Annotated in this window: 23 protein-coding genes and 1 pseudogene; 7 read left to right on the top strand and 17 right to left on the bottom strand. The window is 72.8% G+C overall.

Annotated features, from left to right (window positions below; translation table 11 throughout):
* Positions 1–148: 148 nt before the first annotated feature.
* The 3 genes and pseudogenes from AB0C78_RS30370 to AB0C78_RS30360 all read right to left on the bottom strand — a co-directional run.
* Positions 149–622 (bottom strand): annotated as a pseudogene (locus AB0C78_RS30370) (cytochrome P450); the annotation flags it as partial.
* Positions 623–1,196: 574 nt separating this feature from the next.
* Positions 1,197–1,844: a response regulator transcription factor gene (locus tag AB0C78_RS30365; protein ID WP_151541094.1), complete on the bottom strand. Its 648-nt coding sequence runs from the start codon at positions 1,842–1,844 to the stop codon at positions 1,197–1,199.
* Entirely contained in the window at positions 1,841–2,704 is an 864-nt protein-coding gene (locus AB0C78_RS30360; RefSeq protein WP_360754391.1) for an ATP-binding protein, read from the bottom strand. The genes AB0C78_RS30365 and AB0C78_RS30360 overlap by 4 nt, the downstream gene beginning before the upstream one ends.
* 651 nt (positions 2,705–3,355) lie before the next feature.
* Between AB0C78_RS30360 and AB0C78_RS30355 the strand changes: the two genes are divergently transcribed.
* Together AB0C78_RS30355 and AB0C78_RS30350 are read left to right on the top strand one after the other, a co-directional pair.
* Positions 3,356–4,531, top strand: coding sequence for a Rieske 2Fe-2S domain-containing protein (locus AB0C78_RS30355; RefSeq protein WP_360754388.1), 1,176 nt, complete (start codon positions 3,356–3,358; stop codon positions 4,529–4,531).
* A gap of 116 nt (positions 4,532–4,647) precedes the next feature.
* Positions 4,648–4,857, top strand: a complete 210-nt coding sequence (locus AB0C78_RS30350; protein WP_360754386.1) for a hypothetical protein — start codon at positions 4,648–4,650, stop codon at positions 4,855–4,857.
* 27 nt (positions 4,858–4,884) lie between these two features.
* On the opposite strand, the gene AB0C78_RS30345 is transcribed toward AB0C78_RS30350, so the two are convergent.
* The 9 genes from AB0C78_RS30345 to AB0C78_RS30305 all read right to left on the bottom strand — a co-directional run bounded on the left by AB0C78_RS30345 (position 4,885) and on the right by AB0C78_RS30305 (position 15,217).
* Positions 4,885–5,811 carry a hypothetical protein gene (locus AB0C78_RS30345; RefSeq protein ID WP_360754384.1) on the bottom strand — a complete coding sequence of 309 codons (927 nt, stop codon included), beginning with the start codon at positions 5,809–5,811 and terminating at the stop codon, positions 4,885–4,887.
* A gap of 39 nt (positions 5,812–5,850) precedes the next feature.
* On the bottom strand, positions 5,851–6,624 hold the full coding sequence (locus tag AB0C78_RS30340; RefSeq protein WP_360754382.1) for a sugar transferase: 774 nt from the start codon (positions 6,622–6,624) through the stop codon (positions 5,851–5,853).
* Between the two features lie 2 nt (positions 6,625–6,626).
* Entirely contained in the window at positions 6,627–8,003 is a 1,377-nt protein-coding gene (locus tag AB0C78_RS30335) for an oligosaccharide flippase family protein (RefSeq protein ID WP_360754380.1), read from the bottom strand.
* Positions 8,000–9,394 carry an O-antigen ligase family protein gene (locus AB0C78_RS30330; RefSeq protein ID WP_360754378.1) on the bottom strand — a complete coding sequence of 465 codons (1,395 nt, stop codon included), beginning with the start codon at positions 9,392–9,394 and terminating at the stop codon, positions 8,000–8,002. The genes AB0C78_RS30335 and AB0C78_RS30330 overlap by 4 nt, the downstream gene beginning before the upstream one ends.
* Complete coding sequence (locus tag AB0C78_RS30325) at positions 9,391–10,626, bottom strand: glycosyltransferase (RefSeq protein ID WP_360754375.1); 1,236 nt, start codon at positions 10,624–10,626, stop codon at positions 9,391–9,393. The genes AB0C78_RS30330 and AB0C78_RS30325 overlap by 4 nt, the downstream gene beginning before the upstream one ends.
* Before the next feature lie 8 nt (positions 10,627–10,634).
* Positions 10,635–11,831, bottom strand: a complete 1,197-nt coding sequence (locus AB0C78_RS30320; protein WP_360754373.1) for an SDR family NAD(P)-dependent oxidoreductase — start codon at positions 11,829–11,831, stop codon at positions 10,635–10,637.
* A 2-nt stretch (positions 11,832–11,833) separates the two neighbouring features.
* Complete coding sequence (locus tag AB0C78_RS30315; protein WP_360754371.1) at positions 11,834–12,991, bottom strand: DegT/DnrJ/EryC1/StrS aminotransferase family protein; 1,158 nt, start codon at positions 12,989–12,991, stop codon at positions 11,834–11,836.
* 3 nt (positions 12,992–12,994) lie between these two features.
* The gene (locus tag AB0C78_RS30310) at positions 12,995–14,434 is read right to left on the bottom strand and encodes a hypothetical protein (protein WP_360754369.1); all 1,440 of its coding nucleotides are present in this window, start codon (positions 14,432–14,434) and stop codon (positions 12,995–12,997) included.
* Positions 14,435–14,557: 123 nt separating this feature from the next.
* On the bottom strand, positions 14,558–15,217 hold the full coding sequence (locus tag AB0C78_RS30305) for a response regulator transcription factor (protein WP_151541082.1): 660 nt from the start codon (positions 15,215–15,217) through the stop codon (positions 14,558–14,560).
* A gap of 293 nt (positions 15,218–15,510) precedes the next feature.
* On the opposite strand from AB0C78_RS30305, the gene galE reads away from it, so the two are divergent.
* Positions 15,511–16,524 carry a UDP-glucose 4-epimerase GalE gene (gene galE, locus AB0C78_RS30300; RefSeq protein ID WP_151541081.1) on the top strand — a complete coding sequence of 338 codons (1,014 nt, stop codon included), beginning with the start codon at positions 15,511–15,513 and terminating at the stop codon, positions 16,522–16,524.
* Between the two features lie 131 nt (positions 16,525–16,655).
* Here galE and AB0C78_RS30295 read toward each other — a convergent pair whose 3' ends face one another.
* Together AB0C78_RS30295 and AB0C78_RS30290 are read right to left on the bottom strand one after the other, a co-directional pair.
* A complete protein-coding gene (locus tag AB0C78_RS30295; protein ID WP_360754366.1) occupies positions 16,656–17,237 on the bottom strand; it encodes a DUF2752 domain-containing protein in 582 nt (193 codons plus the stop codon).
* Positions 17,238–17,257: 20 nt separating this feature from the next.
* A complete protein-coding gene (locus AB0C78_RS30290; protein WP_360754363.1) occupies positions 17,258–17,680 on the bottom strand; it encodes a hypothetical protein in 423 nt (140 codons plus the stop codon).
* A 155-nt stretch (positions 17,681–17,835) separates the two neighbouring features.
* On the opposite strand from AB0C78_RS30290, the gene AB0C78_RS30285 reads away from it, so the two are divergent.
* From AB0C78_RS30285 to AB0C78_RS30275, 3 genes are all read left to right on the top strand, one after another.
* Positions 17,836–18,645, top strand: a complete 810-nt coding sequence (locus tag AB0C78_RS30285) for a helix-turn-helix transcriptional regulator (protein ID WP_360754360.1) — start codon at positions 17,836–17,838, stop codon at positions 18,643–18,645.
* Positions 18,636–18,836, top strand: a complete 201-nt coding sequence (locus AB0C78_RS30280; protein ID WP_360754358.1) for a DUF397 domain-containing protein — start codon at positions 18,636–18,638, stop codon at positions 18,834–18,836. The genes AB0C78_RS30285 and AB0C78_RS30280 overlap by 10 nt, the downstream gene beginning before the upstream one ends.
* A gap of 143 nt (positions 18,837–18,979) precedes the next feature.
* A complete protein-coding gene (locus tag AB0C78_RS30275) occupies positions 18,980–19,165 on the top strand; it encodes a DUF397 domain-containing protein (protein WP_360754356.1) in 186 nt (61 codons plus the stop codon).
* A gap of 53 nt (positions 19,166–19,218) precedes the next feature.
* Here AB0C78_RS30275 and AB0C78_RS30270 read toward each other — a convergent pair whose 3' ends face one another.
* Genes AB0C78_RS30270 through AB0C78_RS30260 form a run of 3 tightly spaced genes read right to left on the bottom strand, consistent with a single transcriptional unit; the run spans position 19,219 to position 21,414 of the window.
* Positions 19,219–19,653: a hypothetical protein gene (locus AB0C78_RS30270; protein ID WP_360754353.1), complete on the bottom strand. Its 435-nt coding sequence runs from the start codon at positions 19,651–19,653 to the stop codon at positions 19,219–19,221.
* 57 nt (positions 19,654–19,710) lie between these two features.
* Positions 19,711–20,784: a hypothetical protein gene (locus tag AB0C78_RS30265; protein ID WP_360754350.1), complete on the bottom strand. Its 1,074-nt coding sequence runs from the start codon at positions 20,782–20,784 to the stop codon at positions 19,711–19,713.
* 36 nt (positions 20,785–20,820) lie between these two features.
* On the bottom strand, positions 20,821–21,414 hold the full coding sequence (locus AB0C78_RS30260; RefSeq protein ID WP_360754347.1) for a TetR/AcrR family transcriptional regulator: 594 nt from the start codon (positions 21,412–21,414) through the stop codon (positions 20,821–20,823).
* 110 nt (positions 21,415–21,524) lie between these two features.
* On the opposite strand from AB0C78_RS30260, the gene AB0C78_RS30255 reads away from it, so the two are divergent.
* Positions 21,525–21,986, top strand: coding sequence for a cupin domain-containing protein (locus AB0C78_RS30255; RefSeq protein ID WP_360754344.1), 462 nt, complete (start codon positions 21,525–21,527; stop codon positions 21,984–21,986).
* Position 21,987 lies beyond the last annotated feature (1 nt).

Below are 21,987 nucleotides of genomic sequence, written 5' to 3'. Positions count from 1 at the left end.
CCACCGGCGGTGGACCGTTCCGGTGCGACCGCCGGCGGGGCGCGGGACCGCGGGTCGGCGGTCCGGGGCCGGTTCGGGGGTCGCTGAGGAGGCGGCGGGATGTCGCCGCGATCCGGTGAGATGGCGCACAGGGCGCTCGGGCCCGCCCTCAGCCGTTCCAGCGGATCGGCAGCCGCTCGAAACCGTGACGGGCACTCGACCGCGACATTACCGGTTCCCCCGCCGGTTGCGCGACCGCCGGCCGCTCCAGCAGCGCGACCAGGAACGCCCGCAGGTGCACCCGGGCGAGGCGCGCCCCCAGGCAGGCGCGCCGGCCGGTGCCGAAGCACAGGTGCGGCCGGCCGCCCTGCGCGAACCGCTCGGGCACGAACCGGCCGGGGTCGGCGAAGACGTCCTCGTCGTGGTTGGCCGACACCAGCCACAGCGCCACCCGCTCGCCCGGCAGCAGCGGCACCCCGCCGACCTCCGTCGCGCGCCGCACCCGCCGCCGCACCTGCAGCACCGGCGTCCACCAGCGCAGCATCTCCTCGACGGCGCTGTCGATCAGCCGCTCGTCGGCGCGGTCCGCGCGGAGCCGGGCGTACTGGTCCGGGTGGCGCAGCAGCGCGTGCAGGCCGCCCGCGAGGGTGTTGCGCAGCGTCCCCGGGAGGTCGTGCGCGACCTGCCGGACGAAGTCCACCGCGTCGCCGCGCGGGATCCGGTCCAGCATCGCGGCCATGGGCGGGTCCATGTCGATCGGCGCGCGGCCCGGCGCGTCGTCCGGGATCGCGTCCGGGTCGCCGCGGCCCGCCTGCCGGCCACCGCGCCGTCCCGCGCCGGGTGGTTCCGCCGCGAGCCGTTCGGCGCCGTAGGCCTCGCGCGTCCGCGGGCCGTGCAGGACGCCGTCGTCCTCCGGCGGGAACAGCTGCGGGCGCGTGAGGGCGTGCTGGACGTCGGCGTACCGCAGCACCGCCCAGGCGCCCGGCCGCTCCGCCGCGTCCGCGTCCTGCCAGACGACCGGCGTCCGCGAGCGCAGCCGGTCGAGCCGGTCGTGCGGCACGCCGCGCGCGAACGCGTCCGCGCAGCCGAGGACCGCCGCGTCCGAGACGGGCAGCGCGCCTCCCCGTCGAGGCATGGGAACCCCTCCCTCCCAGGTGGACGCTAACGCGTCCCGGCCGCGCCCGCTCTGTCCGGATTCGGCCGTCCCCCGCCACGTGTCAGCCCGCCAGCCACTCACCCGTCTCGACGCTGACCAGCCCGTGCCGGGCCGCCTCGATGACCGCCTCCCGCTGCGAGTGCACGCCGAGCTTGCTCAGCACGCTCTGCACGTGGCTGCGCGCCGTGCTGCGGGTGACGCCCATCGCCTTCGCCAGCGCCTGGGTGGACTCGCCGCGCGCGAGCCGCGTCAGCACCTCCCGCTCGCGCGGGGTGAGGAACCGCGCCACCCGCTGCGCCTGGGTGCGCGGCCGGACGGCGTCGGCCCGCGCGGCCTGGTCGACGACGACCTCGCCGGCCGCGACCCGGCGCAGCACGGTGAGGATGTCGCCGGCCTGCTGGCCCTTGTGCGCGAACCCGCGCACGCCCGCCGCGACGCCCGCCTCCAGCACGTGCTGCTCCAGGAACCCGGTCAGCACCACGAAGCGGGTCTGCGGCGCGGCGGTGCGCAGCCGCGGCATCCAGTCCAGCGCGGTGCCGGACGGGAACTGCAGGTCGATCAGGCAGACGTCGGCCTGCCGGCCGCGCAGCACCGGCAGCGCCTCCTCCGGCGAGTAGGCGACGCCGACCACCACGTGCCCGGCGTCCGACAGCACCAGCGACAGCGAGTCGGCGAAGACGGCGTGGTCGTCGCAGATGATCACTCTCATGGGTGCGGCCGCCAGTCGTCGGCGTGGGGCGCCGGGTCGTGCGATGCCTGCTCGTGCGATGCCTGCTCGAGGGGCGCCTGCTCCAGGGGCGCCGGGTCGCGCAGCGGCGGCGCCGACGGCAGCAGCATCCGCACCCGCGCCCCGCCCATCTCGCAGGTGCGGATCTCCAGGCTGCCGCCGTAGCCGGAGATGAGGTCGTGGACGATGCCGAGGCCGAGCGAGGCCAGCCCGCGCCGCGCCCCGGAGCCGCCCGGGCCCGCGCCGAAACCGGGGCCGTCGTCGTCGACCTGGATGACGACCCAGCCCTGGTCGGCCTCGACGTGGACGTTGACGCGGCCCTCGGCGACGCGGCACGCGTTGTCGAGCACGTTGCGGACGGCCCGCCACAGCGCGACCGGGTCCATGTGCGCCCACGCCTCGCCGCCGGCGAAGCAGACCTCGTGCGGGGTGGCGAGCCGCATGCCGGTCACGACCTCGGCGGTCAGCTCGTCGACCCGGATCCGCTCGGGGCTCGGCATCGGCTGGTCGTCGTCGTCCTCGTCGAGCCGGCGGAGCAGGTGGTCGAGCCACCGGGTCTCGCCGAGCAGCTGCTCGATCCGCGCGCGGCTGCCGTCGCCGACGTCCTCGGCGACCACGACCGCCGACGCCAGCATGATGATCGTGCCGAGCTCGTGCCGGATGTCGTGCCGCAGCCGCCGCTTCCACAGGGCGTGCTCGCCAGCCGTCTCCGGCACGGCCGGCGGATCCGGCCGCACGGGTTCGCGCGCGGCCGTCCGCCCGTCCTCGCGCACCGGGGCGGCGGCGAGCGTCCCCACGCCCGCGCCGGCACCGGGGGAGGAACGTGACCGCCCGTTGATCATGAATGGACCCCCGTCCGTATTTACCAGCACCGCCTTCGACGGTCACCCCCCGTGCCGGGTCGTGTCCAGTCAATTGACCGCAACAGACCGGTGCCTGACCGGAAGTGGACATGCCTCGATCCGGGTAAACTCGGGTCTTTCTCCGAGCGTCTAAGTCAGGATTGTCAGTTCGCCTTGTGGCATTTCCTTCATGCCTACGGCGTAGCCGCTTTGCGCATTCGGGCGGGTGCGCCCGCGGGGCCGGCGAGGGACAGTCTCGGTATGCCGACGGTCACATTTACCGGACACGCGGGGGTGTCGGTGCACGCCCGGGCGTTCCACCTGCTCGCAGACCCGTGGCTCGCTCCGACGGGGGCCTTTATCGGGGCCTGGCACCAGTACCCCAGAAACGATCACCTCGACGTCGATCGGTTGCTCGCCGCGGACTGGGTGGCGGTCTCGCACGAGCACCTTGATCATTTCGACCCCTGGGTCATCGGCCGGCTTCCGCGGCGGACCCGGATCCTCATTCCGCGCTATCCGGGCCCGGCCTTCCGGGAACGGATGGCGGAAGCCGCGGGTTCCCGCCAGGTAATCGAGATAGAGCCCTGGGAGAAATTCCCGCTCGACAATCGGGGCTCCTGGATAACGGTCATTCCGGAACTCTCCCCTATGTGCCATGACGCGGCCTTTCTCATCGTCGCGGACGGGCGCGGGATCCTGCACTGCAACGACGCCCGGCTCACCGCCGCGCAGGCCCGCCGCGCCAAGCACCTCGCCGGCGGCCGGCTCGACCTGATGGCGCTGCAGACCTCCGGCGCGTCCTGGCACCCGATCTGCTACGAGTACCCGCCCGAGGAGATGGCCAAGGTCTCGATGGACAAGCGGGTGTCGAAGCTGCGCGCCGCGCAGCGCCTCGTCCGGCAGACGCAGCCGGAGCTCGCCGTCCCGTTCGCCGGGCCGCCGTGCTTCCTGGACGGCGAGGTCGACCACCTCAACTGGGTGCTCGGCCAGCGCGACGGCGCGTTCTGCGACCCCGAGGTGTCCACCGAGTGGCTGCGCGAGCACCTGCCGCAGCAGCGCTGGGACTTCTTCAAGCCCGGCGACACCGTCGACCTCGACACCGGCGAGGTCGTCCGGGACCCCGTCTCGGCGGAGTTCTCCTTCGCCGACGACGAGCGTCCCGCCTACCTCAAGCAGTACGCCGAGGACCGCAAGGAGCTGATCGAGGGCGTCCTCGCCGAGTACCCGGAGCCCGGCCCCGACCTGTACGACCGGTTCGTCGCCCACTTCGCGCACCTCGGCACGCTCAGCGACTACTTCCTCCGGCAGATCGCGATGCTGGTCCGGTTCGAGATCACCGGCCCGAACGGCGGGGTCTGGGACGTGGACTTCTCGCCGGAGGGGCTGACGGCCGGGAAGGCGTCCCCGGACGCCCGCCCGCACTACCGGATCACCACGGCCGGCCGCTGGCTGGACTCCGTGCTGACCGGCCGGATGGCCTGGGAGGACCTGCTCATCTCCTTCCGGCTCAGCCTCTACCGGGACCCGGACGTCTACAACGACTACCTGGTGGGGCTGCTCAAGCACGCGAACGCGCCCGCGCTGAACGCCGTCGAGGCCTACGAGACGGGGCGGGACGAGAGCGAGCGGATCACCGTGGAGTGGGCCGGCGGGTGCTACGACATCCCCCGGTACTGCCCGCACGCCGGCGAGGACCTGTCGGTCGGCGCCGTCATCCGCGAGGGCCAGGTGCACTGCCTGGCGCACAACTTTGCGTTCGACCTGGCGACGGGCGCGTGCGTGAACGCCCGCGCCGCGAACCTGACGAGCCGCCGGGTCTCCTGACCGGACGGCCGTCCCGGGCCCGGGCCGGACCACGCCGACAGGGGCGTGTCCGGCCCGGGTGTTGTGCGGTGTTGTGTTAGGTTTCTTGCGGTAACTGGGGGGTTGAAGAGGTGCGCGTGAACCGCGGTGGTCGGGCGGCTTTCAGTGGAAAACTGGGCGGCAGGCCGACGTTCAAGAAACCGAACCGGGCGCAGCTCGGCCTGATGGCGGTGGTGTTCGTCCTGCTCGTCGCGGGCGGCGAGGTCCTGGCCCTGAAGATGGGGGCGTTCAACGTGCCGCTGGGCTCCGACGCGCATCCCGCGGTCGCCGACCACCCCAAGCACTGACGCCTCCGGGGGCCGCCGGCGCGGGTCTCACTTCGCGGTGTTGCGGGCCTTCATGATGCTCTGCAGGTCGGGATGGTCGCCGCCGGACGCGTCCGCGAGCGACGGGCACGCCCACTCGGACTGGTGGCCCCACGAGTAGGAGATCTCCAGCGGGGGACGCGGCGCGAGCTTGTCCCAGCGGGCGAGGATCTTCCGGAACTGCGCCTGCGTCGGCAGCCAGTACTGCTTGTCGCCCTTGGTGCAGCTCTGCCCGAACGCCTGCAGGACGGGTACGACCCGCGCGCGCGGGATGCCGGCGTCGTCGGCCATCCGGACCATCCGGTCGATCGCCCCGATGTTGCAGGACTCCTGCACGTCCGACGAGCCCTTGCAGGGGTAGGGGTCGAGGCCGTAGAGGTCGACGCCGACCCGCTTCGGCGCGAGCTGCTTCATCGGCCAGTCGGTCAGCGAGATGAACGAGACCTGGCCGGGCGCGTTCTGCCGGATGTAGTCGGCGCGGCGCCGGATCTCGCCGGCGACCTTCGGGCAGCGCCCGGTGTCCGGCTCGTCCGACAGGTACCAGCCGTACACCTTCGGGTTGTGCCCGTACCGCTGCACGGCCCGGGTGAACGCGTCGTAGTCCAGGTCGAAGTCGCCGCAGGTGAAGTTGCCGACCCACAGCAGCGCCTGCATCCCCTCGGGGACGCCCGCGACGAGCGCGTCGTCCGGCTTGGCGTCCACCAGGTTGTAGCCGAGCTCCTTCAGCCGCGGGTAGTCCGACGGCTGGGTGTTCAGCGCGATGCGGCGGGTCTGGCCCGGCCGCGCGGCGGGGCTGCCGGGCGTCGCGGGCGGGCCGGTGTAGGGCTCGTCCCCGCCGGACGACGACCTGTGCTGCAGGTAGAGGAGGAACCCGGCCACCAGCACCACCGCGGCCGCGACGGCCGAGACCTTGAACCGGACGTCCCGGATGTCCATGTCTGCCTTTCCTGACGCGGAGTCTCCCGACGCGGACGGCTACGCCGCGGAACCGGGCTCCTCGGCGGGCGTGCGTGCGGCGGTGTCCGGCGCCGGCGCGGCCGTCGCGCCGGGCGCCTCCTCGACGGTCCCGTCCGACGCGACCTGCAGCGGCGGGATCGTGAACCCGAGGATGTGCTTGACGGTGTCCCAGAGCGCGCGCAGCGTCTGCCGCATCGACGGGTCGCGCAGGTAGACCGCGTCCACCGCGACCCGCGCCGGGACGATCCGCTCGATGTAGTTGACGAGGTCGACCTCCTCGCCGGGGCCGAGCACGTCGAAGTCGCGGAACCGGACCTCCGACACCCCGGTCAGCCCCGGCCGGTGGTCGAAGATCCACCGCGAGTCCGCGTCGTAGTGCACGGCGAGGTCGTAGGTCTCCGGGCGCGGCCCGACCAGCGTCATCTGCCCGCGCAGCACGTTCACCAGCTGCGGCAGCTCGTCCAGCGACCACTGCCGCAGCAGCTTGCCGATCCGGGTGAGCCGCGGGTCGCAGTTGGCGGTGACGGTGAGCCCGCCGACGCCCTGCCGCATCGTCCGGAACTTGTACATGGTGAACGGCCGGCCGCCCTGCCCGACGCGGGTCTGCCGGAACACCCCGGGGCCCGGGCTGGACAGCCGGACGAGCAGGTAGATGAGCGCGAGCGGGACGCTGAGCAGCAGCAGCCCGGTGACCGCGCCGGCGATGTCCAGGGCGCGGCGCGCCGCCGACGGCGCGACGCCGTCGGACGGGTCGACGGGCCGGGTGGCGAGTTCGGTGTGGTCCTCGGACATGGTCACCCCTTGCTGTGCGGAGCAGGGTCGTCGGCCGCGGCGAGGCCCGCGCCGGGCGCGTCCGGCACGGGCCCGGCCGCGGGTTCGCGGGCGGCGGTCTTGCGGACGTGCTGGAACCAGGCGAGCAGCGCGGCGGTGGTCGCGACGAACGAGACGGACGTGGCGATCGCCGCGCCGACCGCGCCGTGCCGGGGGATGAGGATCGCGCCGAGCACGACGACGACCAGCAGGCCGAGGCCCTGCCCGGTGGACGCGGCGCCGGGCCGCCCGACCCCGTACAGGTACGCCATGATGAGCCCGGTGACGCCGAACGTGACGACGCCGGCGAGCCGGATGTAGGTCGGCACGACCGCGTCGTCGAACACGTCCCCGAAGATCCACGGCAGCGCCGTCCCGGCGATGAGCGCGAGCGGGACCGCGGCGAGCGCCGACACACCGAGCGCGGGCAGGATGAGGCGGGCGGTGCGGCGGGTCGCCTTCGCCCGGTCCTCCTTGGCGAAGTCGGGGTACAGCACGTAGTTCACGGCGAGGCCGGGCAGCTGCACCAGCTCGGCGAACTTGCTCGCGACCGTGTAGACGCCGAGGACCTTCGGGCCGGCGAGCGCGCCGAGCAGCGCCATGTCGAACCGCAGCTGGAGCAGGTCGATGAGCTGCCCGACGTAGCCGCGCACCCCGTACCCGGCGATCGTGCGGCCGAGACGCCGGTCGGGCCGTCCCCAGCCGCGGAAGAACCCGCGGGTGGCGAGGCGCCGCGCGATCCACGCGGCCGCCGCGACGTCGGCGAGCACGAGCCCGGCGATCAGCGCGCCCGGCCCGTACCAGCCGGTGAGCAGCACCAGGTAGATCGGCACGAACACGAACTCCTCGACCGCGATGGCGAGGCTCGCGCCGGGCTGGTCGTCGGTGCCCTGCAGCAGGCCCTTGCCGACCGACACGAACCCCTGCGTGAACGACGGGGCCGCCGCGGCGATGGTGATCCAGATCCCGAACGACTTGAAGAACACCAGGTAGGCGAGCGGGCTGAGGGCGAGCCAGCCGACCCCGCCGAGCACCGCGCCGATGACGGTCAGCCACGCCAGCGTGGGCCGCACCCGGCTCTGGTCGTAGGAGTCGCGGGCCAGGAAGTAGGGTGCGGCGCCGGGGAGCCCGGCGCTGGACAGCTGGCACAGCAGCCCCGGCAGGATCCGCACGAGCGTGAACGCGCCGACGAGCTTCGGCCCGCCGATCCGCGCGACGAGGATCGTGGCGATGCCGAGCGAGCCGAGCGCGCCGATCCGTCCCGCCATGTTCCCCGCGACGAGGGCGAGGAGCCGCCGCCGCAGCCGTCCGGCGTCGGCTTCGGCGGCCGGCGCCACCGTCGGCTGCTGAGTGTCGGTCATCGGGCTCCCTCCGCGGCGGGGTCGTCCGGGGTTCCTGGGGGCCGCCGCCCGGCGGCGGTGCGCCTTCCGAAGAGGTCGAGGGCGGCGACCAGGCCGAAGAAGGCCCAGCCGTGCCGGTAGTGCAGCGTCTGGTAGAAGAGCGCGGACACCAGGAACACCGCGAGGAGCGCGCCGAACATCTCCGGGCGCGGGACGAGCGCGGCGTACTCGGCGGTGAGGGCGCCGCGGCGGGCGATCCGCACGCACCGCATGATCAGCACGAACAGCAGCGTGACCAGCGCGATCCCGCCGAGGAACCCGCGCTCCAGCACGGCCGCGATGTAGTCGTTGTGCGCCTCGCGGACGTACCCGTACTGCCGCGCGAGCATCTGCGGGCGCGTCTGGTTGGGGCCGATGCCCCACGGATGCGTCTGCTCCTCCAGCATCTGGATCGTCGCGGCGTTCACCGAGCTGCGCGACTCGGTGCTCTCCCCGGTGGTGCGCCCGATCGAGTCGCGCAGCACCGGCGACATCTGGCTCGCCTGGTCCAGGTAGGGCTGGATGTCGACGGTGGTGACGACGGCGACGCCCGCGCCCGCGACGAAGAACGCCAGCGAGGCGACCGCGATCGCGTGGTGCGCCCTGCCCCTGCGGACCAGGCCGAACAGGTAGCCGAGCAGCAGCGCGACGCACAGCGCGAGGAGCCCGCCGTTGGAGCCGGTCAGCCCCTCGGCGGTGAGCAGGACGGCGCAGACCGTCCAGCGGTGCCAGGTCTTGCGCGGGTACCGGGCCGCGCGCGTGATGAAGAAGATGCAGATGAACCAGTTGGAGGCGTAGTTGGCGTCGCCGAAGGTGAACATGGCGCGCTCGCCGTCCAGCTGCTTGCCGGACATCGCCTCGATCCCGAGGATCATCCCGAGGATCTCGATGACCGCGTAGAGCGTGCCGATCACGATGAACGCGCGCAGCGCGAGCCGCAGCATCCCCGGCTCGCGGCCGAGGTTGGCGATGCACACCGCCCACATCAGCACGAACAGGTCCTTGACCAGGGTGAGCGTGCCCGCGTCGTTGACGACCGCGGCGACCCCGCCGGCGATGATCGTCATCAGGGTGGGGATCAGGAACGGCCACCGCACCGGCAGCCTCCGGGTGCCCGCCCACAGTAGCGTCACCGCGGACAGCGCGATGAGCGCGAGGTCGGGCAGCCCGGTGTTGCCGGGGCCCGGTGGCAGGCCCGCCGGCATCAGCATCGGCAGCGACGCGATGCCCGCCACCAGCGCCACCGACGTCAGCGGCCACCGCCGCCGGAGCGCCGGGAGCTCCGGCTCCGCGGCCGCTCCGGCGTCCGGCGGCGCGTCCTGCGCCGTCTCGGCCCGCGGTGCGTCCGGTGGCGCCTTCGTCAGTGCGGTCATGGGCGCTTGGAGCTTCCTCGGTAGGTCTCGTCCAGGACGGTCCCGAGATGCGCCGGGGAGAACCAGTCGCCGATCCGGCCGCGGGCCCGCTCGGCCATCCGCGCGGCGGCGGCCGGGTCGTCGAGCAGCGCGCCGATCGCGGCGGCGAGCTGCTCGGGGTCCTCCGGCGGGACGAGCATCCCGGTCTCCCCGGCCAGCACCAGGTCCTGGTTGGACGGGACGGCCGTCGCGACCAGCGGGATCCCCGCGCCGATCGCCTCGACCAGCACGCACGGCAGGCCCTCCCAGCGGGACGGCATCGCCATCAGGTCGAACGCGGGCAGCACCTCGGCGACGTCGTCGCGGTGCCCGAGCCAGCGCATCCGCTCCCCGATGCCGAGCTTGGCCGTCAGCGCGGCCAGCTCGTCCGCCATCGGGCCGCCGCCGACCCACAGCCCGAACACGTCGTCGGGCAGCCGCGCGAGCGCCTTCGCGAAGATCTCCGGGCCCTTCTGGAACGTCAGCCGGCCGATCGCGCCGGCCACCTTCACGCCGAGCGGCAGGTCGAGGCGGCGGCGGGCCTGCGCGCGGGACCCGGCAGCCGCCGCGTATCTCTCGACGTCCACGGCGGGCCACGACAGCCGGACCCGTTCCGGCGTCGTGAGCCCGAGCCGCAGCGCCGTCGTCACCGTCTCCGACCCGATCGCGAGGAACGCGTCGGTGCGCTTGGCGGCGATCCGCTCGAGCCGGATGTAGACGGCGCGCCGCGCCCACGACTGGAACTCGTTGAACGGGAACCCGTGCCAGGTGTGCACGATCCGCGGGACGCCCGCGCGCGCCGCCGCGACCCGCCCGATCACGCCGCCCTTCGCGCTGTGCGTGTGGACGACGTCGTAGCGCCCCTCGGCGAGCACCCGCGTCAGCGTCCGCAGCGCGGCGAGGTCGTCGCGCGGCGAGATCTGCGGGACCAGCGGCCCCACCTGCACGATCTCCATCCCGGCGGCGTGCGCGCGGGGCGTCAGGTCGCCCGCCGCCGCGTTCGCCACCGCCTCGTCGCCGTACAGGACGGTGTCGCGGGCGGCGCGCGCCTCCCCGTTCGAGCCGACACTGTCCATGCCGACGCCGCCGGTGACGATCGCGCGCTCGTACTCCCCGTCCGGCAGCGCCAGCGCGCCGTTCAGCGCCACCTGACCGGCGCCGCCGTTGAACCGGGTGATCACCGTGGCGACTCGGAGCTTCCTGCTCGTACTCAACGCGCACCTCACAGGCCGGGAGGGTCGGGGCTGCACCCCGCGTCACATAGACAAGAAGGTCCGGGCGGCGGCGGGTCGCCGGCCGGCAGCGGGCGCCGCACCGGGTGGTACTCCGGGAGCAGCCGGCGCAGCAGCAGCCGGACCCGGCCGTCGTCGCCGTCCCCGGCCGCCGCGGCCAGCTCGTCCAGCAGCTGCGGCAGCCCGGCGGGCGGCGGCGCCGGGCGGGTCGCCCAGATCTTCGGATGCGCGGTGCGGATCCGCCGCTCGGAGTCGGCGAACGCCTTCTCCGCGAGCTTCTCGCCGGGCCCGAGCCCGCTGAACCGGATCGTCACCTCCGGCAGCCGCAGCTGCTCGGCGTACCGGTGCACCAGCTCCACCACCGGGACGGGACGGCCCATGTCCAGCACGAACGTCTCCGCCTCCTCCGCCAGCGCCGCCGCCTCGATCAGCAGCCCCGCCGCCTCCGCCACCGTCATGAAGTGCCGCGCCACCTCCGGATGCGTGATCGTCACGACCTCGCCGGAGGAGATGCGGTGCGCGAGCAGGCTGAGCAGCGCGCCCGCCTCGCCGATGACGTTGCCGACGCGGACCGCCGCGAAGCACGTCGGGCCGCCCGTCGCGGTCTGCAGCAGCAGCTCGCCGAGCCGCATCGTCGCGCCGAACACCGAGGTCGGCTCGGCGGCCTTGTCGGAGGAGACGAACACCATCCGCTGCACGTCGTGCCGGACCGCGCTGTCGACCGCGTGCCGGGTGCCGCCGACGTTGTCGGCGACGCCCCGGCACGGGTCCTGCTCCACCTTCGCCAGCTCGTTCTGGCCCGCGGTGTGGAACAGCAGGTCGGGCCGCGCGTCCCGGACCGCCCGGTCGACCCCGTCGCGGTCGCGCACGTCGACCTCGGCGAGCGTGACGCCGGCGTCCCCGCCCGCCTCCGCGGCGAGCTCCCGGCCGAGCCGGGCGAGCCCGGCCGCGTCCTTGTCGACCAGGCACAGCGCCTCCGGCTCCAGCCGCCGGACCTGCCGACACAGCGCCGACCCGACCGTCCCGCAGGCGCCGGTGACCAGCACGCGCCGGCCCCGGACGAGGCGCCGCCCGCGCAGCCCGGCCAGCGCCACCTCGTCCCGCCCCATCAGCAGCGCGAGCGGGCTGACGGGGACGGGCGGGGGCGGCGCGGCCCGGCGGTTCGGGCGCGGCGGGAACCATCGCACGGTCAGCTCCGGGTCCGCAGCGCCTCGGTGAGTGCGGCGATGACGCGGTCCTGGCCGTCGGGCGTCAGCCCCGGGTAGAGGGGGAGGGACAGCAGTTCCTCGCCGACCCGGTCGGTCACCGGCACCCGCGCGCACTCGTCGGCGCCGAGGATGTCCCGGTACGACGTCATCTGGTTGGCGGGGATGAAGTGGACGGACGTCGACACGCCCGCCGCCTCCAGCTCCGCGCTGATCGCGTCCCGGTCCGGGACCCGCACCTGGTAGAGATGCCACGCGTGCTGGATGCCGCCGAGGTTCCGCTGCGGCAGCGTCAGGCCGGGCAGGTCGCGGAACGCCTCGTCGTAGGCGGCGACGATCTCGGCGCGGCGCCGCTGCCACTCGGGCAGTGCGGCGAGCTGCGCCCGCCCGATCGACGCCTGCACGTCCGTCATGTTCGCCTTCAGGCCGACCTGCTTCACGTCGTACCGCCAGCTCCCGCCCGGCAGGTACCGCTTCCACGAGTCCTTGCTCATCCCGTGCAGCCGCATCGCGCGGACCTTCTCCTGCAGCCCCTCGTCGCTCGTCGCGATGGCGCCGCCCTCGCCGATCGGCATGTTCTTGGTGGCGTAGAAGGAGAAGCACGCCGCGAACGACTCCGCCCCGACGGGCTTGCCGCCGCGCGCCGCGCCCGGGCCGTGCGCCGCGTCCTCGACGACCCGCGTCCGGTCGAGCCCGGCCGCCTCCGCCAGCGCCGCCACGTCCACCGGGTAGCCGCCCTGGTTCTGGACGATCATCGCCGCCGGCCGCACCCGCGCGGCCGCCGCGGCGACCGTCTCCGGGCTCGGCACCAGCGTGTCCTCGTCGATGTCCACCAGCACCGGCCGGTGCCCCGCGTGCAGGATCGCGTTGATCGCGCCGCAGAACGTCAGGCTCGGCGTCAGCACCGCCGACCCCGGCGGCAGCTCCAGCCCGCGCAGGCACAGCTCCAGCGCGGTCGTGCAGGAGGCGACCGCGACGACGTGCGCGGCGCCCAGATAGTCGGCGAACTCCTGCTCGAACGCCGCCGTCTGCGGCCCCGTGGTGATCCACCCCGAGTCGAGCACCTTCACCACGGCGTCCGACACCTCGCCGGACACCGACGGGATCGTGAACGGAACGGTGGACTGACCGGCTGAACTCATCTGCTACCCCTTGATCTTGCGGGACGTGGCGATGACACCGAGGAGCGGCCAGCCGGACGCGGCGACCAGGTCCCGGACCGTCTCCAGTCCCGACACCCGCGTCACCGGACCGACCACCACGACCACCCCGACCTCGTCGTCGGAGCCCGGATCGATGTCCTCGAACGCGTGCACGTGGCACACCGCGCGCACGGGCACCGGGACCGGCTGGGTGATCTCCGAGGGGGAGACCGCCTCGCCGGACTTCTTCGTCATCACGGCGGTGCCGCCCCCGGCGCGGACCACCGACGTGCTCTTCCCCGTGCCGGGACCGGAGCTGTTCAGCGACGGGCCGTCGCCCGGCTCGTCGCCGGACCCGTCGTCCTTCTTCGGCCGGCCCGGCTTGGCCTTCGCGGCGCTCGTGACGGTGCCGTCACCGCCGTCGCCCTCGCCCGGACGCTGCCGGACCGGGCGGGCGCCGACCACCTTCGTCCGGTCCCCGTACACCGCCGACGCCACCGACGACACGAGGTCGGCAGGCAGCGGCCCGGGCGCGCCGACCAGCGTGACCTGCCCGACCTCCTCCTTGCGGGCGGCGAGCCGGACCCGCCGGCCGAGGTCGGCGAGCTCCGCCGGGCCCTTGTCCGCCCAGCCGAGCAGCGGGACGCCGAGCCGCCGCGCGACCCGCCGCTGCCCGGGGATCGTCGGGCGGGCCATCTCGTTCACCACCGCGATCAGGATCCCGGCGACCAGCCCGACCAGGCCCGCGACGACCGCCATCATGACCGCCGGGTCGCTCTTCGGCGCGATCACCGCCGGCTGCACCACCGAGGCGTTGCCCGCCGTCAGCAGCTGCGCCTGCAGGTCCGACCGGTTCGACCGCAGGTCGGTCAGCTCCGCCTGCACCCGCTCCCGCTCGTTCGCGGCGCCGATGTCGGGGTTCGGCTGCGCGCCCGCCCGCCGCGACAGCGGCCCGAGCTTCTTCTCCAGGTCCCGCACCCGCTTGTCGATGGAGGCGAGCTGCTGGTTGATCGCGCCCTGGTTGGAGTCGTTGATCTCCTTCACCACGGCGGCGCCGATCGCGTCGGTCAGCTTCCGCGCGGCCTGCGGGTCCTTGTCCTTCACCGACAGCTCGACGACCGTCGAGGTGCCGAGCCCGGCGACCCCGATGTCCTTGGCGAGCTTGGTGGTGGACCGGTGCAGGTGCAGCTGCCCCAGCACCCCGGCGAGCAGGTTGTCGCTGGTCGCGAACGCCTTCACCTGGCTGACCTCGGTGCTGACGCCCGCGTCCCCGGCCGCCGCGTCCGCGGCCTTCGCGGTGGCCTGCAGGCGCGTCTTCGCGACCGCGGGCGGGTCCTGCCGGCTCATCACGCCGCCCACCAGCACGAGCGGGACGACCGTCATGAGCAGCAGGAGCGCCCAGTAGCTGCGGGCGACGCGCGCCGCGACCTCATCGATCTCCACGGGTCTCCCCTCCGGCCTCCGGCTTCGTACGGCCGAGCGTAGGAAGGCCCGATGCCGCCCGAATCGCCCAAACGACGACCCCCCACTACGCCGTTTGCACCAGGCCTCCCGCGTCGGCGGAGGTCAGGCGCCGGGGCGCATGCCGGCGCGCATCGCGAGGGTGATCGCCTCCAGCGCCGAGTGCATGTCGAGCTTCGCCAGCAGGTTCTGCGTGTGCGTGCGGACGGTGTTGGCCGACAGCCCCAGCCGCTCGGCGATCTCCGCGCGGCCCAGGCCGTCGACCATGCACTGCAGCACCTCGCGCTCGCGGGGCGTCAGCTCCGCCAGCAGCCGCGCGCCGCCGGCGTCCCGCGGGTCGCCCGCGACGAGCCGGCGCAGCACCTCGCCGAGCACGTCCGGCGGGATCCAGCCGCCCTGCCGCGCCGCCGACCGGATCACCCGCGCGACGAGGTCGGCGCCCTCGGTCTTCGACAGCCAGCCGACCGCGCCGCGCCGCACCGCCTGCACCAGCGTGTCGAGGTCGCTCATCGCGGTCAGCACCACCACCCGCACGTCCGGGTGGTCCTCGCGGACGCGGTCCAGGACGTCCAGGCCGCTCTCCGCGCCCAGCGTCATGTCCAGCACGACCACCTGCGGGCGCTCGGTGCCGGCGAGCGCCAGCGCGCGCCGCACGTCCGCGGCGATCGGCAGGATCACCAGATCGGGCTCGCGGGCCAGCCGGGCGGCGAGCGCCTCGGCGAACAGCGCGTGGTCGTCCACGATCAGGACCCGGATCGGTTGCATCCACCGACGATGACCGGTGCGGACGCGATCCGGATCCTGCAAACGCTGTAGTCGTTTCGGACATGCCGCGGCGGGCGGCGCACCGGGCACCGAACCCGGCCCGCGCGCCCGCCCGGGGATCTCCGCAGGTGGCGGGCGCGCGCGGGAGGGACCGTGCGCGGACGCCCCGCACCGGGCGCCGGTTGACCGCCGTCCGGACCCGGACACCTGCAGGGCGGTCCGTTGACCATCCGCGACCGCCTGCTGATCCTGTGCGTGACCGAGCAGGGACGCACTGGCGCAGGGGATGCCATATGAAAGTCCTGATCACAGGGGGAGCCGGGTTCATCGGCAGCACGATCGCGTCCGCGTTCGCCGAACGCGGGATCACGCCGGTGGTGCTCGACAGCCTCATCACCGGCCGGCAGGAGTTCACCGACGGGAAGATCTTCTACCAGGGCGACATCGGGGACGGTGAGCTCGTCGACGCGATCTTCCGGGAGCATCCGGAGATCGGCGTCGCGGTGCACTGCGCGGCGCTGATCGTGGTGCCCGACTCGATGAAGGACCCGCTGCGCTACTACCGGGTCAACCTCGGGCGCACCCGCGACTTCGCCGAGCACCTGGTCCGCAACGGCTGCGACCGGATGATCTTCGCGTCGACCGCGGGCATGTACCGGCCGGAGGCCGACCTGTCGGTGACGGAGACCTCGGCGCTGGAGCCGCAGAACCCGTACACCCGCTCCAAGATGATGGCCGAGCTGATGCTGGAGGACGTCTGCCGCGCGACCTCGCTGCGGGTCGTCTCGCTGCGCTACCTCAACCCGATCGGCGCGGACCCGCAGCTGCGCACCGGCCTGCAGAGCAGCAAGCCGACGCACGCGCTCGGCAAGATGATCGAGTCGTACGAGCTGGGCGTCCCGTTCAAGATCACCGGGGTGGACTGGGACACCCGCGACGGCACCGCGATCCGCGACTACATCCACGTCTGGGACATCGCCCGCGCGTTCTGCGCGGCGGCGGACCGGTTCGACGCGATCGTCCCGCCGCTGCGCCCGGCCGGGGAGGGCTCCGGCTACGAGGTGATCAACCTCGGCACCGGCGACGGGACCACCGTACGGGAGCTGGTCGACGCGTTCCGCGAGGTCGTCGGCGAGGCGTTCGTCGCGGAGGAGGCGCCGGCGCGTCCCGGCGACGTCGTCGGCGCGTTCGTCCGGCCCGACAAGGCGTGGGAGCTGCTGCGCTGGAAGCCCGAGTACACGATCGAGGACGCCATCCGGCACTCGCTGCAGTGGGCCGAGCGGCGGCGGGAGCTCGACGTCGCCTGATCGCCCGGAAGCCGCCCGGGGCCGCGGGGACCTCGGGCGATGGGGCCCGCCCGCCCGGGGCTCGTCCGGTCCCTCCACACCTTCCGCCGGAGGGACCGGACGAGCCGGGGCGTGCCCGCGGGCCGCCGGCGTCAGCCGCGGGGCTGCTCCGTGCCGGCGCGCCCCGCGCGGAACCGGCGGGCGAGCGGCAGCACGACGAGCATCTGGACCACCGCGGCCGCCGCGACGACGACCATCGCCAGGCCCATGCCCGTCACCTGGTGCCGGAAGCTCCCGTCACCGTGGCGCAGCATCGACGCGTGCGACGCCTGGTAGGCCCACAGCGCCGCGACGGCCAGCGCGGCGAGGACCCAGACGGCGACCGGACGCAGCACCCGCACGTTCACCCAGCGTCCGGTTGCCAGCCCCGCACCCCACCTGACCAGGACGAGCAGCGCTCCCGGCACCACCGCGAACGCGAGCGGGTTGTAGTGCCACGCGGTCGCGACGTCCCCGCGCATCAACGCCTGCACCGCCCGTGTCCCGCCGCACAGCGGGCACACCATGCCGATCAGCCGGAGCGGGCTGTGGAGGGCGATCGGCGGCAGCCCGAACACCGCCATCAGCGCCCCGGCCACCAGCCCCGCCACCGCCACCGCGCGAAGCCGCCGATGCCGGTCGTCCCGGTCCCAGCTGAACCGCACGGGCACCCACCCGCCCCCGCGCTCCCGCATGCCCTCACGTCCTCGGCCCGTCATCCCTTCGTTCTACCCTGCCCGAGCCCCTCCCGGCGTCCCGCCCTCTCCTCGCACGCGGCCGGGAACATCCGGCCCCGGAGCAACGCGTCGTCCCGCTCCGCCACCCGCCGCGCGTCCCCGAGATGGCTTTCGCACCCGTTACCGACCAGGTGGTAACACCAGGTGTCGCCACGCGAACAAACACCGACCGCGACCCTGACCTGGCGCTCCGGCGCCACCCGCACGACGATGCGTCCGAAACCAACGTGTTTGTAAGCATTGGTAACCAGTTCTGTAACCACCAGCCGGCCGACGTAGTCGTCGCCGAGCCCCAGCTCGCGGAACCGCTCCACCAGGAAGCGCCTCGCCCGCCCGGGCGCCTGATCGCTGGGGCCCACCACCAGCGCCGGCGCCCCCGACGCGAAATCCCCTGCCCCCATCACGTGTCCCTCCGAGTGAGTCTCCGATGCTCCCTCGTCAAGTAAGGCACCCGCGAACGCAAAGTGACTGTTAACCTACGGAAAGTGAGCACAACCCGATGTCGATCACTCCCGGCGAGTTACGGCCGGTCATGCGGAGTTAGGGAGCGCTGATCATGGTTGCACCCCGCCGACGTGCGAAGACGTCCCCCGCGCTCGCGGCGTTCGGACGCCAGTTCCGGCGCTACCGGGAGCGCTCCGGGTTGAGTCAGGCCCGCGTCGGCGAGCGCACGAACAAGACCGCGTCGTTCGTCTCGCAGGTCGAGAGCGGCAAGAAGCGGTGCAAACGCACCTTCGTCGAGATCATGGACCCCGTCTTCAAGGCGAACGGCGTCCTCCTCGGCCTCTACGACGACCTGAACAGCGACCAGCAGCTCGGCTTCCCGAGCTGGTTCGACTGGCCCGACGTCGAGGCCGAAGCCGACGTGCTGACGACCTGGCAGCACAGGGTCGTCCCGGGCTTGCTGCAGAGCGAAAGGTATGCCCGCAAGCTGCTCGGAAACGACGAGGCGCTTCTCGCTCGTATGGCGCGGCAGGAGATCCTCCGCCGGGACGTGCCCGCTCCGGTCAACCTGATCGTCCTGTTGAGCGATCACGTCCTCGAGCATTTCGTGGACTCGCGGGAGACCATGCGTGAGCAACTCGAGTATCTGCTCACCATGAGCCGGCTACCCAACGTGACCATTCAGATCGTCGTGAACGACGATGGTGATCCTGCCGGGAACGGCGGCTCCTTCGTCCTGGCGACGATGAAAGACCGAAGCGAGGTGGCTTACCTGGAGACCGCCGTGCGGGGTATCACCACGGACGACTCGGAGGATCTGGTGGCACTCGCGCACACGCTTGATAGATTGAGGAGGAACGCGCTGCCTGTGACTATGTCGCGCGATCTCATTGGAAAGGTGATCGAAGAAAAATGGACCTGAAAAATGTCGCGTGGCGTAAGGCGGCAAAGAGTACGGAGAACGGCGGGGACTGCGTTGAAGTCGCTGCCGTGCCCGAGGCCGTCGCCGTCCGTGACAGCAAGGACCCGGACGGGATGAAGTTGCTCCTGAGCCGCGCGGATTTCCGGGGGCTGACCGAGGTCATCAAGAAGCTGCAGGACGCCCGCGCATGAGATCCTTCGGCCCTCACCAGTCGAAGGTCTTCCACTCCTGCATAGGGAAGTGCAAATCCTTGCCCTGCGCCTCGATATAGTCGGTGAAACGGTCCTCCAGGCGAGAAGGAACCTGGCCCACGAGATCCGATTGCGGAGGAAAGATGGACGTGAGCGGCGTCGTCTGGCGGAAGACCAAGAGGAGCGGGGAGAACGGCGGCGCGTGTGTGGAACTTGCGCACCTTTCCGGAGGCGTCGCCGTCCGCGACAGCAAGGACCCCGCCGGTCCGAAGATCTTCATGACCCGTGCGGATTTCCGGGGGCTCGCTCAGGCCATCAAGAAGCTGTAGTGCGGTCGCGGCATGAGGGGCGAGGCCGGACGGGGGGTCCGGCCTCGCGGGGGTCAGCTCAGGCCGACGAATTGGTGGTCGGTGCGGATGCGGTGGTTCTCGTCGAGGGTGATGATCTCGAGGCCGCCGCCGACGGTCTCGCCGGTCGCTATCACGACCATTGACCAGCGGAACGCGATGATGTTGGGCATGAGGACGGCGGGTTCTTCGGCGGGCTGGAAGATGTGCTCGCCGGGCTCGATGAACATCTCGTAGGCGCGGGACACCCGCGCGTTCATGGCGTCGTGGCCGCGGACCTCGAGCGACGGGTGCGGGATGCCCAGGTTCGCGGCGGCGTCCCGGGCCGCCTCCGGCGGGTTGACGAGGACCTGGAGGCCGTCGGGCGCCCACAGTTCCCGGATGAGGGCCCACCGCGCTTCGGGGTCGGGCTCGTTCCACTGCGCCATGTATCGGTCGGTCCACTGCTTGAGTTCGAGCGTTTCGTTCATGGAGAGCAGTCTGCGGTCCCGCGTGCGGGGATGCGATTCCCTGGAGGGAATGACGGGTCAGAGGCCGAGGCGCTTCAGCAACCCCGCGAGCGGGCTGGGCGGGGCGGGTTTCGCGGGGGATACGGACAGGGACCATTTCGCGTGCCCGTGGGCGTCGACCATGATGTATCCGGGGCCGCAGATGGGAGCGCTTTTGAGCGCGTCGGACGTTCCCCACATGATCTGGCTCATGGTCTTGTAGGGGCAGTAATCCCTGCAGCGGTGCCTCTTCAGGCAGCGGTAGTGGACGGCCCACGTCCGTTCGGTGTCGATGTGGATGCCCAGCGTGGCCGGCGAGTCCGCGTGGTGGACGAGCACTTCCGAGCCGGTTCCCGGGTATTCCCGGAACAGTTCGATCGCGTCGTCGATCGGCCGTATCCGCAGCGACCACGAACCCTTTCCCGACTGGAGTGACCACGGGCCGACCTTGAAGTGCGTCGGGCGGCGTCCGGTCTCGGACGGCGCGGGGAGATAGGACCGCTTCCGCGAGATGTCGTACAGGACGAAGCTGTAAAGGGGATCGTCCGGCGTTTCCGTGGAGGTGATGGACACGGCCTTGAACTCGGTGCTGCCGGTTCCGTTCCTGGTCGCCTCCAGGATCGCGGGCCCGCCGGGGCGCGGCCAGTCGATCGGGAAGAGGTAGGAGCGGGTGAGGGCGCCCGAGTAGGAGAAGCGGCCGTCCAGGCGCGGGTCCGGGGCGGGCTCGCCGCGGCTGCGGGCGGCCCGCGAGACGTCGATGGGCACCGGGAGGCCGTTGGTGCGGGCGTCGAGCCTGGTCAGCGCGTTCCTGGCGGTGGCCAGAGCAAGGTTCGCGCGCTCGGTGTCCCCGGCGGTGAGGGCCTCCGTCGCCTCGCCGTAGGCGTCGAGCGCGCGGCGGTAGTCGGCCACGGATTCGGCGGGGACGCCCGGTGCCGACGGGTCGAACGCGAGCGCGGCGAGTTCCTCGCCGAGCTCGGTGGTGAACCCGTCCAGCTCGGCCAGGCGCTGGTCGCGCCCGGCGAGGGCGGGCGGTCCGGGGCGGCGCCGCCGCACGGCGCGGGCGGCGAGCAGGGCGCTGGCGGCTCCGAGCAGGTAGGCGATGACGAACGCCACGGCGGCCCCCGGATGAGCGGATCACTTGCGGCGACTCTACGTCTCGGAGGCGAAGGCCGCTCTGGTGAGGGTCGCGGCGGTGTCGACGGCGGTGGCGATCGCGTCGTCGGGGGAGAGGCCGCACAGGTCGGTGAGGACGAAGAACGCTTCGGCGCCGCAGGCCAGGGCGAGGGAGCTCTTGAGGCGGGCGAGGGCGCCGGGGGACGGGTCCGCGAAGGGCGCCAGGGCGTGGTCGATCAGCGCGAAGCGCATGCCGGGGCGGGCACCGGAGCGGGCCGGCGCGGTGATCGTGGTGGAGATCATCGCCCGGACGGCGCCCTGGTGGGCGTGGACGTGGCGGAGCAGGTAGCCGGTGGCGAAGGCGACCCGCTCGGCGGGGTCGACCGAGGCGGCGACGGGGGCGAGGGCCTCTTCCGGGCCGGGCCAGACGGCCACGAGGGCCTCCTGCAGGAGCGAGGTCAGGTCGGGGAAGTAGCGGTAGGCGGTGGCCTCGGAGACGAGGGCCGCCTTCGCCACCCGCGGCATCGTCACCTCGGCCCCGGACCGGGCGAGGTCGCGGCAGGCGTCGACGATCGCCCTGCGCGTCCGGGCCTTCTGGTTCGCGCGCCCGGTGGCGGTCTCGGCCTCCATCGTCCGGCTCCTTCCCGAGAGGCGGCTTTCTTCGTGAGAGTGTACTTGCATGAATCGATGCGGGCAGCCTATCGTCATGAGAGTTCACTCTCACGAGGGAAGGGATCGTCATGAGCGGAGCCGCGATCGTCCGGCCGGACGAAGGGGAGAGCGTCCGGCTGGGGACGACCACGATGCGGATCCTCGAGGACGGCACCACGACCGGCCATCGCCTGGGGATCGGCGAGATCACCGTCGCCCCGCACACGGCGGGGCCGCCGCAGCACCGGCACGCGCGGCACGACGAGGGGTTCTACGTGGTCTCGGGCACCGCCCGGTTCACGGTCGGCGAGACCAGTTACGACGTGCCGGCGGGGACGCTCGCGATGATCCCGCCGGGCGCGCCGCACACGTTCGCCAATCCCGGGGACGAGCCGCTGGTGCTGCTGAACACCTTCACCCCCGACCTGTACGTCCAGTACTTCCGCGACCTGAAGGCGATGATCGAGTCGGGCGTGGAGTTCACGCCGGAGGCGAGCATCGAGGTCATGAAGCGCTATGCCACCGAGCTGGCGACCGAATACGAGAAGTAGG

The sequence above is a fragment of the Actinomadura sp. NPDC048394 genome, from assembly GCF_040651755.1.
In the GTDB taxonomy this organism is placed as follows: Bacteria; Actinomycetota; Actinomycetes; order Streptosporangiales; family Streptosporangiaceae; genus Spirillospora; species Spirillospora montaniterrae.
Note: the sequence above shows the minus strand (reverse complement) of the source record. Positions and strands in the feature narration are given on the sequence as shown.